The sequence below is a fragment of the Aeribacillus sp. FSL K6-3256 genome, from assembly GCF_037965805.1.
Taxonomy (GTDB): domain Bacteria; phylum Bacillota; class Bacilli; order Bacillales; family Aeribacillaceae; genus Aeribacillus; species Aeribacillus composti.
Genome location: NZ_CP150188.1, coordinates 2,098,856 through 2,111,384, shown reverse-complemented (window position 1 = coordinate 2,111,384; position 12,529 = coordinate 2,098,856). Strand labels below are relative to the sequence as shown.

Annotated in this window: 9 protein-coding genes; all 9 read left to right on the top strand. The window is 40.3% G+C overall.

Annotation, left to right across the window (positions count from 1 at the left end; translation table 11 throughout):
• The first annotated feature begins 296 nt into the window (after positions 1 to 296).
• The 9 genes from NSQ84_RS10000 to hfq all read left to right on the top strand — a co-directional run bounded on the left by NSQ84_RS10000 (position 297) and on the right by hfq (position 12,346).
• Positions 297 to 2,054 (top strand): 2-oxoacid:acceptor oxidoreductase subunit alpha, encoded by a 1,758-nt coding sequence (locus NSQ84_RS10000; RefSeq protein ID WP_063386732.1) that lies wholly within the window; start codon positions 297 to 299, stop codon positions 2,052 to 2,054.
• The gene (locus NSQ84_RS09995) at positions 2,055 to 2,921 is read left to right on the top strand and encodes a 2-oxoacid:ferredoxin oxidoreductase subunit beta (RefSeq protein WP_063386733.1); all 867 of its coding nucleotides are present in this window, start codon (positions 2,055 to 2,057) and stop codon (positions 2,919 to 2,921) included.
• A 203-nt stretch (positions 2,922 to 3,124) separates the two neighbouring features.
• Positions 3,125 to 4,657 carry a tRNA (N6-isopentenyl adenosine(37)-C2)-methylthiotransferase MiaB gene (miaB, locus tag NSQ84_RS09990; RefSeq protein ID WP_130158314.1) on the top strand — a complete coding sequence of 511 codons (1,533 nt, stop codon included), beginning with the start codon at positions 3,125 to 3,127 and terminating at the stop codon, positions 4,655 to 4,657.
• A complete protein-coding gene (locus NSQ84_RS09985; protein WP_063386735.1) occupies positions 4,657 to 5,082 on the top strand; it encodes a RicAFT regulatory complex protein RicA family protein in 426 nt (141 codons plus the stop codon). The genes miaB and NSQ84_RS09985 overlap by 1 nt, the downstream gene beginning before the upstream one ends.
• Before the next feature lie 242 nt (positions 5,083 to 5,324).
• Positions 5,325 to 5,879 (top strand): outer spore coat protein CotE, encoded by a 555-nt coding sequence (gene cotE / locus NSQ84_RS09980; protein ID WP_063386736.1) that lies wholly within the window; start codon positions 5,325 to 5,327, stop codon positions 5,877 to 5,879.
• Positions 5,880 to 6,378: 499 nt separating this feature from the next.
• On the top strand, positions 6,379 to 8,997 hold the full coding sequence (mutS, locus tag NSQ84_RS09975) for a DNA mismatch repair protein MutS (RefSeq protein ID WP_327862727.1): 2,619 nt from the start codon (positions 6,379 to 6,381) through the stop codon (positions 8,995 to 8,997).
• 9 nt (positions 8,998 to 9,006) lie between these two features.
• Positions 9,007 to 10,905: a DNA mismatch repair endonuclease MutL gene (mutL, locus tag NSQ84_RS09970; RefSeq protein ID WP_327873680.1), complete on the top strand. Its 1,899-nt coding sequence runs from the start codon at positions 9,007 to 9,009 to the stop codon at positions 10,903 to 10,905.
• 226 nt (positions 10,906 to 11,131) lie between these two features.
• On the top strand, positions 11,132 to 12,088 hold the full coding sequence (miaA, locus tag NSQ84_RS09965; RefSeq protein ID WP_327873681.1) for a tRNA (adenosine(37)-N6)-dimethylallyltransferase MiaA: 957 nt from the start codon (positions 11,132 to 11,134) through the stop codon (positions 12,086 to 12,088).
• A gap of 30 nt (positions 12,089 to 12,118) precedes the next feature.
• The gene (hfq, locus tag NSQ84_RS09960; protein ID WP_066246428.1) at positions 12,119 to 12,346 is read left to right on the top strand and encodes an RNA chaperone Hfq; all 228 of its coding nucleotides are present in this window, start codon (positions 12,119 to 12,121) and stop codon (positions 12,344 to 12,346) included.
• Positions 12,347 to 12,529 lie beyond the last annotated feature (183 nt).

The following is a 12,529-nucleotide window of genomic DNA, read 5'->3' as shown; positions in this document are numbered from 1 at the left end:
TAATATTTATCGGTTTTATTATAATTTCATTATACAGAAATAAAGAATGGTGAATATTTAAAATTTTTTGTCATTACAAGCATTTAAACTTGTAATTTTGATTATTTAGGGATAAAATTGAAATCGTTTAGGATTATCCCAAAAATTTTAAGGTATGGTGGTTTTGCTGCCAGAACAAGGTTATTATGGCTAAAAATAGCATAATTCATCATCATAGACTTTTCGACAGGGCAGTGGGCCTCTAAAATACCGGAAATGATAAAGATATTTTAGATCCAAAGGAGTGTAACATAGAAATGGTAAACCAACTCTCATGGAAAGTCGGTGGGCAGCAAGGAGAAGGAATCGAAAGTACAGGAGAAGTCTTTGCAATTACGCTCAACCGGCTTGGTTATTACCTATATGGATACCGCCACTTTTCTTCACGAATTAAAGGGGGACATACAAACAATAAAATTCGTGTCAGCACGAAGAAAGTTCGAACGATAAGCGATGATTTAGATATTCTTGTTGCTTTTGACCAAGAAACGATCGATTTTAATTTTCATGAATTGCGGGACGGCGGAGTTATTCTTGCCGATGCAAAGTTTGGACCGAAAATCCCTGAAGGAAGCAATGTTTCCTTATATTCAGTACCTTTTACGGAAATCGCTTCAGAGCTGGGAACATCTTTAATGAAGAACATGGTTGCAATCGGTGCAACAAGCGCAATTTTGAATCTTGACCCGTCATTATTTCAGGAAGTTGTACAAGACACTTACGGAAGAAAAGGCGAACAAGTCGTCTTAAACAACATGGAGGCGATTAGAAAAGGCGCCCAATATTTAAAAGAAGAATTAGGGTTTGACCGTTCAGATCTTTATTTGGAAAAAGCTGATGGTCAAAAGCGGATGTTCATGATTGGAAACGACGCCATCGCTCTAGGTGCGATTGCCGCTGGTGCACGCTTTATGGCTGCCTATCCGATTACTCCCGCTTCGGAAATTATGGAATATTTGATTAAAAAGCTTCCAGATTTAGGAGGAGCTGTCATTCAGACGGAAGACGAAATCGCTGCAGCCACAATGGCGATTGGAGCCAACTATGCTGGCGCTAGGGCATTTACTTCCTCTGCTGGTCCTGGTTTATCATTAATGATGGAATCGATCGGTCTGTCAGGCATGACGGAAACTCCGCTAGTCATAGTTGATACACAGCGCGGTGGTCCGAGCACTGGACTTCCAACTAAGCAGGAGCAATCGGATTTAATGGCTATGATTTACGGAACACATGGAGAGATACCAAAAATTGTTATTGCACCGAGCACGGTGGAAGAAGCATTTTATGATACGGTTGAGGCGTTTAACTTAGCGGAAGAGTACCAATGCCCTGTGATTGTACTTTCTGATTTGCAGCTTTCTCTTGGTAAGCAAACGGTTGAACCTCTTTCCTATGAATCTATCCAAATTCGGCGCGGAAAACTATTAAATGAAGAATTAGTTCCGGAAGCAGGTAATCAAGGGTATTTCAAACGCTATGAAATAACAGAAGACGGTATATCGCCGCGAGTGATTCCTGGAATGAAAAACGGCATCCACCATGTGACAGGTGTTGAGCACGATGAAACCGGAAAACCTTCGGAAGCTGCCGCAAACAGAAAGGCGCAAATGGAAAAACGGCTTCGCAAATTAGAACAAATAGAGTTCAACAATAAAGTTCATAAAAATGACAAGCATGAAGAGCCGGATATTTTGTTCATCGGCTACATTTCGACAAGAGGGGCCATTGAGGAAGCGATGGAACGTCTAGAAGAAGACGGAGTGAAAGTGAACCATGCGCATATCCGTCTCATTCATCCATTCCCGAAAGAGGAAATTCGCCCGCTCATTGAAAAGGCTAAACAAGTCATCGTTGTGGAGCATAATGCAACAGGACAATTAGCAAATCTTATAAAAATGAATGTCGGATTTGCTGACAAAATTCAATCTCTATTAAAATATGACGGAAACCCGTTCCTGCCGAATGAAATTTATACGCAAAGCAAGGAGTTCACAAAACAAGGAGTGTTGTTCTAAATGGCCACTTTTAAAGATTTTCGCAACAATGTCAAACCGAATTGGTGTCCGGGTTGCGGCGATTTCTCGGTTCAAGCAGCTATACAGAGGGCAGCGGCTAATGTCGGTTTGGAACCGCATCAGCTTGCAGTCATTTCCGGAATTGGATGCTCAGGAAGGATTTCAGGTTATATATATTCTTACGGCTTCCATGGAATTCACGGTCGTGCGCTTCCGATCGCACAAGGTGTAAAAATGGCGAACCAAGATTTAACGGTCATAGCAGCTGGCGGTGACGGCGATGGGTTTGCTATTGGTACGGCGCATACCATTCATTCGATGAGAAGAAATATCGACATTACGTATATTGTGATGGACAACCAAATTTACGGGTTAACAAAAGGACAAACGTCTCCAAGAAGTGATGTCGGTTTTAAAACAAAAAGCACCCCGCAAGGTTCAATTGAATCTCCGCTGTCCGTAATGGAATTGGCGTTAACAGCAGGTGCTACGTTTGTTGCGCAAAGCTTTTCGACAGATTTAAAAGATTTAACTTCCTTGATCGAACAAGCAATTCAGCATAAAGGCTTTTCCTTTATCAACGTGTTCAGTCCTTGCGTTACTTATAACAAAGTGAACACATACGACTGGTTTAAAGAGAATTTAACAAAGCTGAAAGATATTGAAGGATATGATCCTTCTGACAAAAAACTTGCGATGCAAACGTTAATGGAATATAACGGTCTTGTAACAGGTCTTATTTATCAAAATAAAGAACAAAAACCATATGAAGAGCTTGTTCCAGGATTCGGCGAAGTGCCGCTTGCAAAAGCTGAACTGAAACTTAGCAAAGAAAAATTTGACGAATTAGTAGCAGAGTTTATGTAGGAGAGGGGTTCCCCTCTCTCTTTTTTTGATTTCAATTGTTAAAGGAAGAAATCTACTTTTAGCTTATTTCTAGAAATCTTGTATCGAAAATTTTTAAAAAAAGTGTCTTTATTATAAAATAATGGTGCAATATTGTGTTCTGCTACTTAACACGATATACTATAAAACAGTGTACACTTTTAAACATGAAGGAGTAATGCGCCATGAATGAAAAACAACGATTAGCAACCACGCTGGTTAATCCTTCGGACAAAAAATCCGAGAAGGATTACAGTAAGTATTTCGAGCGTGTTTACATTCCGCCTTCTTTAAAAGATGCGAAAAAGCGCGGAAAAGAAGAAGTGAAATACCATAAAGATTTTGTCATTCCTGACCATTTAAAAGGAATGGGAGAAGGCAGAAAGTTTTATATTCGCACATACGGATGTCAAATGAATGAACATGATACGGAAGTGATGGCCGGTATTTTTATGCAGCTCGGATATAAGCCGACTGACAGCACAGAAGATGCTGATGTTATTTTGTTAAACACATGTGCGATCAGGGAAAACGCTGAAAACAAAGTATTTGGGGAAATTGGGCATTTGAAGCCGCTCAAAATGGAAAAGCCGGATCTTATCTTAGGTGTTTGCGGCTGCATGTCCCAAGAAGAATCTGTTGTCAACAAAATTTTAAAGCAGTACCAATATGTTGATTTAATTTTTGGAACACACAACATTCACCGCCTTCCGCATTTGTTGAATGAAGCGTACATGTCGAAGGAAATGGTCGTGGAGGTTTGGTCAAAAGAAGGCGATGTGATTGAAAACCTTCCGAAAGTCCGGAAAGGAAATATTAAAGCTTGGGTCAATATTATGTACGGCTGCGACAAATTTTGCACGTATTGCATTGTTCCGTACACTCGAGGCAAAGAACGGAGCCGCAGACCGGAGGATATTATTCAAGAAGTTCGCCACCTTGCAGCGCAAGGGTATAAAGAAATCACGTTACTTGGTCAAAACGTAAATGCCTACGGGAAAGATTTTGACGATATCAAATACGGCCTAGGCGATTTAATGGACGAGCTTCGAAAAATCGATATCGCCAGAATTCGTTTTACCACAAGTCACCCGAAAGATTTTGACGACCGTTTAATTGAAGTTTTGGCCAAAGGCGGCAACCTTGTCGATCATATCCATCTTCCGGTGCAGTCAGGCAGCTCGGAAATATTGAAATTGATGGCACGCAAATATACGCGCGAACAGTATTTAGAATTAGTGCAAAAAATTAAAAAGGCGATTCCAAACGTTTCGTTAACGACTGATATCATTGTCGGCTTTCCAAATGAGACGGATGAGCAGTTTGAAGAAACACTCTCCCTCTATCGCGAAGTCGGCTTTGACAGTGCCTATACGTTCATTTATTCGCCTCGGGAAGGAACGCCTGCTGCTAAAATGAAAGATAATGTCCCGATGGAAGTGAAAAAAGAACGACTGCAGCGATTAAATGCATTAGTCAACGAAATTTCCGCCCAAAAAATGAAAGAATATGAAGGCAAAGTCGTTGAGGTATTAGTTGAAGGCGAGAGCAAAAACAATCCTGACATTTTGGCAGGGTATACGAGAAAAAATAAACTAGTTAACTTTAAAGGTCCGAAATCGGCGATTGGTCAGCTTGTAAAAGTAAAAATTACAAAAGCCAAAACCTGGACTCTTGATGGAGAAATGGTGGAAGAGCAAATTGGGGTGACATTGTAATGGCGTATACGAAAGACGATATTTTAGAAAAGGCAAAAGAACTGGCGCAAATGATAGCCGAAACAGAGCAAGTTGACTTCTTTAAAAAAGCGGAAGAACAAATTAACGAAAATCAAAAAGTTCGGGAAATGATTGCCAGCATTAAAAGCCTGCAAAAACAAGCCGTCAATTTTCAGCATTTCGGAAAGCATGAAGCTCTCAAACAAGTGGAGGAGAAAATTGACAGCCTGTATGAAGAATTAGATCAAATTCCGATCGTCCAGCAATTTAAAGAATCGCAAATTGAAGTTAACGATCTTCTTCAATTAGTAGCGAATACAATTTCAAACCATGTGACAAATGAAATTATTCGCTCAACTGGCGGCAATCTGTTAACGGGTGAAACAGGCGCCCAAATTCGGAATAAACATGGATCTTGCCATTAATCGTATTAAGGTTTTCAGGCTATTTTTGAAAAAATAAAAACCGTTTGAGCTTATGAACAATCGGTATTTCTATGATTTCGGCCAATCCTCCCTCATTTTGTTTAAAGACGCGTCAGCGTCTTTTTTAATTTTTGGTACATATTTTCTGGCTCATGCATAGAATGAACTAGAAGGATTTATGAAAATATCGAGCTTGTCCTAGCGAAAATCTTTTTACGATCGTTTTGAGGAGGGTTTGGCAAATGGCAGAATATAGGGAAATCATAACGAAAGCGGTAGTAGCAAAAGGTCGAAAGTTTACTCAAGCAACACATACGATTAGTCCTGAGAAGAAACCAGCAAGTATTTTGGGTGGTTGGATTATTAACCATAAATATGATGCGCAAAAACGGGGGAAAACAGTTGAAATCGAGGGAACATATGATATTAACGTTTGGTATTCATTTGATGAAAATACGAAAACAGAAGTAGTTACAGAGCGTGTCAAGTATACAGATGTGTTAAAATTACGATATAAAGATGACAACTATTTAGATGACGAGAACGAAGTGGTTGCCCGTGTTTTGCAGCAGCCGAATTGTCTGGAAGTCACCATTTCTCCAAACGGCGAAAACATTGTGGTTCAAGTAGAAAGAGAATTTTTAGCAGAGGTCATCGGAGAAACGAAAGTGGTCGTCTCCGTCCATCCTAACAACTTGTCTGAATCCGATGAGGAATGGGATGATTGGGAAGAGGATTTAGAGGATGAAATAGAAGATTTAACGCCAGAGCTTTTAGAAGGTGAACCAGAAGAATAATGAAAAACTAGGAGGGCTGCTTCCTAGTTTTTTTATGTCAAAGGTTTGGCGGAATAAACAAATCTGTGAATAATCGTGTACATGCTTCCTGTTTTTTATGTCAAAGATTTGACGGGAAAAACTAATTTGCGATAATCGCTCGCTGGTTTCCTTGTTTTTTCGGCAAATGTTTGACGGAATAAACAATCTGCGAATAATCGTGCCCTTGCTTCCTGTTTTTTATGTCAAAGGTTTGGCGGAATAAACTAATTTGCGATAATCGCGCACCTGCTTCTTAATTTTTTATGTCAAAAGTTTAAAGGAATAAACAAATCCGCCATTAATCATGAACATTTATGTCAAAGGTTGACGCAATAAACAAATTAGCGAATAATCATGTTCGTGCTTTTTAGTTTTATTGTTTTGTCATAGGTTATTTGAGCGAATAAGTTTTTTTCGGAATAAAGAGTTTGTGCTATAATAAAAGATGTTAACTTTTACATACAGTCGGGGGATGAACATGGCACAATACACGCCAATGATACAGCAATATTTAAACATCAAGGCAGACTATCAGGATGCCTTTTTATTTTTTCGTTTAGGCGATTTTTATGAAATGTTTTTTGAGGATGCCATCAAGGCTTCACAAGAATTGGAAATTACGTTAACAAGCCGTGATGGCGGGGGCGAGGAAAGAATCCCAATGTGCGGGGTGCCGTATCACTCAGCCTCAAGCTACATCGAACAGCTCATTGAAAAGGGCTATAAGGTAGCGATTTGTGAACAAACAGAAGATCCGAAACAAGCAAAAGGTGTTGTGAAGCGGGAAGTCGTTCAGCTCATTACACCAGGAACATTAATGGAAGGAAAAGGGCTAGGCGAGAAAGACAACCAATATATTGCTTCCGTTACGGTCTTTGAAGCGCTTTTCGGCTTAGCTTTGACAGATATTACGACAGGGGAATCATATGTCACCCTTCTCTCCACAATGGAGGACTGCTTGGGCGAGCTTTATTCCCGCCAAGTGAAAGAGATTGTAGTGGCAGATGATTTTCCTGAGAAACTGAAAAAAATGATATTAGAAAGACAGCCTGTGACATTTTCGATTGAAAAAGACGCAGCTTATCTTGAAAAATTAGACAGCATTGCAGGACATTTGCAAGATCAGCGGCTGAAAATAACGTTTGCAAGGCTATACAACTATTTAGAACGGACGCAAAAACGGACGCTTGAGCATTTGCAAAAGGTGGAGTTTTATCAATTAAATCAATATTTAAAAATTGATATGTACTCTAAAAGAAATTTGGAGCTGACCGAGACGATTCGATCGAAAGGAAAAAAAGGCTCCCTTCTTTGGCTGTTAGATGAGACGAAAACAGCTATGGGCGCGCGTCTGCTGAAGCAATGGATTGACCGTCCGCTTATTGACAAAAAAGAAATTGAAAAGCGGCAAAATATCGTTGGAATGTTGATCGACCGCTATATCGAAAGAGAAGAACTAAGGGAATTGCTGAAGGAAGTATACGACTTAGAAAGACTGTCGGGAAAAATTGCGTTCGGAAATGCAAATGCAAGAGATCTGATTCAATTGAAAAAGTCGCTTGAAAAAATTCCTGAGATCCGCTCAATCGTTGCTTCGTTAGGAATTGCTGATTCGGAGCAAATAAAAAAAGAAATTGATCCTTGTGAAAGCTTGAAGGAGTTGCTTCAAAAAGCGATCATCGAAAACCCGCCGATTTCAGTCAAAGAGGGGAACATCATTAAGGACGGATTTAACGAAGAATTGGATCGCTACAGAGATGCAGCGAGAAACGGAAAAACGTGGATAGCAGAGCTGGAAAAAAGAGAAAGAGAGCTGACAGGAATTAAATCGCTTAAAATCGGCTACAACAAAGTGTTTGGATATTATATTGAAGTAACGAAAGCGAATCTTCATCTTTTGGATGAAGGAAGATATGAACGGAAACAGACGCTGGCCAATGCCGAACGTTATGTGACACCAGAGCTGAAAGAGAAAGAAGCGTTGATTTTAGAAGCGGAAGAAAAAATCGTTGATCTTGAGTATGAATTGTTCGTGCAAATTCGCGACGAAGTAAAGCAATATATTCCTAGATTGCAGCTCTTGGCTAAAAAGATTGCCGAGCTTGACTGCCTGCAATGCTTTGCTGTAATCAGCGAAGAACGACATTATACGAAACCGTCCTTTTCCGACTCCGAGCTTTACATAAAAGACGGTCGTCATCCAGTCGTAGAAAAAGTGATGGAATCCGAAAACTATGTTCCGAATGATTGCTGGATGAAAGAAGGAAGAAACATTCTTTTAATCACCGGTCCAAACATGTCAGGAAAAAGTACGTACATGCGGCAAATTGCTTTAACGGCTGTTTTGGCGCAAATCGGCTGCTTTGTCCCTGCCAGCGAAGCGGTTCTGCCGATCTTTGACCAAATTTTTACTAGAATTGGAGCGGCTGACGATTTAGTATCAGGGCAAAGTACGTTTATGGTGGAAATGCTGGAAGCCAAAAATGCGATTGTACATGCCACGAATCAAAGCTTGATTTTATTTGATGAAATCGGGCGCGGGACATCGACATATGACGGCATGGCGCTTGCTCAAGCGATAATCGAATACATTCACGACCACATCGGAGCCAAAACATTGTTCTCGACCCATTATCACGAATTAACCGTGCTCGGAGATGAATTGCAAAATGTGCAGAACGTCCATGTTAAGGCAATAGAGGAAAACGGAAAGGTTGTTTTTCTCCATAAAGTGGATGAAGGGGCGGCTGATCAAAGCTACGGAATTCATGTTGCTGAGCTTGCGGAGCTTCCTGAAATTCTTATCCAAAGGGCAAAAGAAATATTGAGCAAGCTCGAAGGAGACAATCAGAAAGAGAAATATACACCATCCGTCATCGAGCATTCGGTGGAACCGAGCATCGAATATTCTGCGGAGCCAAGCCAGCTTTCTTTATTCGGCGATGAAATAGCAGAGAAGAAAAAAGAGCCGGCAGGGAAAAAGCTTTCATCAAAGGAAAAAGAGGTGCTCTCCATCATTTCTTCCTTAGATCTATTGGATATGACGCCTCTTGAAGCATTAAACACACTGTATGACATCCAAAAGAAATTGAAATAGGTGATGATGATGGGAAAAATCATCCTTATGGATGCTAGTTTATCCAACAAAATTGCCGCTGGGGAAGTCGTGGAGCGGCCGGCTTCTGTTGTGAAAGAACTAGTCGAAAATGCGATTGATGCAAACAGCACAGTGATTGAAATTGAGGCGGAAGAAGGCGGTTTGAGCAAAATTCGCGTCGTGGACAATGGGGACGGAATGGAGCCAGATGATTGCGAAAAGGCGTTTAAGCGGCATGCAACAAGCAAAATTAAAGATGAAGCGGATTTATTCCGCATCCGAACTCTCGGCTTCCGAGGCGAAGCGCTGCCTTCGATTGCCGCCGTTTCTCATCTGGAAATGAAAACTAGCACTGGGGATAAACCCGGGACGAAAATTACTTTAATCGGCGGGAAGGTAACAGCAAAAGAGACAGCATCAAGTCGAAAAGGAACGGACATTACGGTCACGAACCTGTTTTTCAATACGCCGGCGCGATTGAAGTATATGAAAAGCTTGAATACGGAGCTTGGGAGAATAACCGACATAGTCAATCGTCTTGCGCTGAGCTATCCAAACATATCGTTTAAATTTACGCATAACGGCCGACGGCTTCTATATACGAACGGCAAAGGAGATGTACGGCAAGTTCTTGCAGCGATTTACGGGGTTCCCATTGCGAAAAAAATGTTTCCGGTCCATTTCCGTTCGCTTGATTTTGACATACGCGGCTATTTATCGTTGCCGGAAGTGACAAGAGCATCCAAAAACTATATTTCTACGATGATCAACGGGAGATTTATTAAAAATCATTCCATTACGAAGGCGGTGGAAGAAGGGTACCATACGCTCCTGCCTATAGGGCGTTTTCCGGTCGTCTATCTTCATATTGAAATGGATCCGATCTTAGTGGACGTAAATGTTCATCCTGCCAAACTGGAGGTCAGAATCAGCAAAGAAGCGGAATTATTTGAAGTCATCGCAAAAGGCATCCAGGATGCATTTAAGAAAAAAGAGCTTATCCCAACCTCTGATACAGTCAAAAAGAAAAAAGAGCACCCGGTAAACGTGCAGCAGGAGATCCAATTTGAACATCTGATCAATAAGGAAAAACAGGATCCAGTATGGACGTTTCAACCAAAAACGGCTGGTAATCAATGGAACGAAGATGATTTGTATTCGATTGATCATAGAGGAGCGGATGAAGAGCAGCAACAATCCTTTTCCTCTGAAAAAATAGCTGAACCTCCAGTTGTCAATGGAGAAACTGAAGTACAAGAGCATTTGCCAAATAACAACGAAGAACATGAAGAGAAGGTTTCGGACAATAATAGGTTGGATGAAAGCCGAGTTCCTCCAATGTATCCAATTGGACAGATGCACGGCACTTACATTTTGGCGCAAAATGAAAAAGGATTATATATAATCGATCAGCATGCTGCCCAAGAAAGAATCAAATATGAATATTTTCGCGAAAAAGTTGGGGAAGTGGCGAGCGAAGTGCAGGAAATGCTTGTTCCCCTAACACTGAGCTTTTCCTCTGATGAAGTCATGGTGATCGAAGAGCATAAAGAAGAGCTGGCTGAGGTCGGAGTGTTTTTGGAGAATTTTGGACCGAACACCTATATCATTCGATCTCATCCAACATGGTTTCCGCAAGGTGAAGAAAAAGAAATTATTGAAGAGCTGATCCAGCAGGTGCTTAATGAAAAAAAGACGGATATCCACAAGCTTAGAGAAGATGCAGCCATCATGATGAGCTGCAAAGGATCAATTAAAGCGAATCAATATTTAAACAATGAAGAAATATTCGCGTTGCTAGAATCGCTAAGAAAAGCGTCAGATCCATTTACTTGCCCTCATGGCCGGCCGATCATCATTCATTTTTCCACCTATGAGCTCGAAAAAATGTTTAAGAGGGTTATGTAATAGTTTTCTGCTGCATGTAAAAGATCGTTGTCAAGTTATGAGGTAAATGGAGATGGGAGCAATGATTGGACAAAAGTTGTTTTTTTCGGATTAGAGCAGTATAAAGAGAATATGAAATCAATTGAAAAGAGTATACTCTATGATGAAAAAGGGTATAATACATTGGTGTTTTCTTAAAAATCATGATACGATGAAACAGTGAGTATTTTTTGAAAGTGTGGTCAATATGGAAGAAGAAAAGGATAGACTTGTTGTTTTAATTGGCCCAACTGCTGTCGGAAAGACGAAACTAAGCATTGAATTAGCCAAAAAATTAAACGGCGAAATTATCAGCGGCGATTCCATGCAGATTTATAAAGGAATGGATATCGGAACAGCAAAGATAAAAGAGCATGAAATGGAAGGAATCCCCCATCATTTAATTGACTTAAAGAATCCTTCGGAAGAATTCTCCGTTGCCGAGTTTCAAAAGCTTGCGAGAAAAGCAATTGCCTCGATAACAAAGCGCGGAAAAATGCCGATGATTGTTGGGGGAACAGGCTTGTACATTCAAGCGGTTCTATATGATGATTACCAATTTTCCGATATTCAATCTGACCCTGAAATAAGAAAAGAACTGGAAAATTTTTTGCATGAACATGGGAATTTAGCATTACACGAGCGTTTACAGGAAATCGACCCTGACAGTGCGGAACGAATTCATCCAAACAATGCTAGGAGAGTCATCCGTGCTTTAGAAATTTTCTATAAAACAGGAAAAAAAATGAGCGAGCATATAAAGACGCATGAAGCAAATGAGCGCTATCATACCGCCATTATCGGCCTTACGATGGACCGCGATGTATTGTATCAACGCATTGATAAAAGAGTTGACGAAATGATTGAGGAAGGTTTGATTGAAGAAGCAAAATCGCTGTATGATTCTGGAGTTCGCGGTGTACAATCTGCGCAGGCGATTGGATATAAAGAATTATACGATTTTTTTGATGGCAAGGCTTCTCTTGCAGAAGCAATTGAAACGTTGAAAAAAAACACAAGAAGATATGCGAAAAGGCAACTAACATGGTTTCGAAACAAAATGAATGTCAAATGGTTTGATATGACTCCGCCTGTCTCGATGGAAGAAAAAGTTAATGAAATTTTTCATTATATAGCAGGAAAGCTTCTTTCTGAGAAGAAATAATAAATATAGAGGATATGAGGAGGACGAATGATGAAGCAACCGATAAACATTCAAGATCAAGTGTTAAATCAGTTACGAAAAGATGGCACTTACGTGACCGTGTTTTTATTAAACGGTTTCCAAATTAGAGGACAAGTAAAAGCATTTGATAATTTTACGGTCCTCATCGAATCAGAGGGCAAACAGCAGCTCATTTACAAGCATGCGATCTCAACATTTGCACCGCAAAGAAATGTACAAATTGACATTGAAGCATGACGAAAAAACCGGAGATGATCTCCGGTTTTTTCATGAGAAGGAAAGGTTTCGTGGCAGCGGTTCCGATATGTCAGGTATTTTTCTATCTTCAATCCATGTTTTCCTAATTATCGGCTAAACGCAGATAATTTGAATGGTCGTTATTTTTGCCCTTCGCTAATATTTAACTGACCTGTCCTAGAA

Coding starts and splice junctions, on each gene's coding strand:
- NSQ84_RS10000 (WP_063386732.1), top strand. CDS start 297: ATGGTAAACCAACTCTCATGGAAAGTCGGTGGGCAGCAAGGAGAAGGA.
- NSQ84_RS09995 (WP_063386733.1), top strand. CDS start 2,055: ATGGCCACTTTTAAAGATTTTCGCAACAATGTCAAACCGAATTGGTGT.
- miaB (WP_130158314.1), top strand. CDS start 3,125: ATGAATGAAAAACAACGATTAGCAACCACGCTGGTTAATCCTTCGGAC.
- NSQ84_RS09985 (WP_063386735.1), top strand. CDS start 4,657: ATGGCGTATACGAAAGACGATATTTTAGAAAAGGCAAAAGAACTGGCG.
- cotE (WP_063386736.1), top strand. CDS start 5,325: ATGGCAGAATATAGGGAAATCATAACGAAAGCGGTAGTAGCAAAAGGT.
- mutS (WP_327862727.1), top strand. CDS start 6,379: ATGGCACAATACACGCCAATGATACAGCAATATTTAAACATCAAGGCA.
- mutL (WP_327873680.1), top strand. CDS start 9,007: ATGGGAAAAATCATCCTTATGGATGCTAGTTTATCCAACAAAATTGCC.
- miaA (WP_327873681.1), top strand. CDS start 11,132: ATGGAAGAAGAAAAGGATAGACTTGTTGTTTTAATTGGCCCAACTGCT.
- hfq (WP_066246428.1), top strand. CDS start 12,119: ATGAAGCAACCGATAAACATTCAAGATCAAGTGTTAAATCAGTTACGA.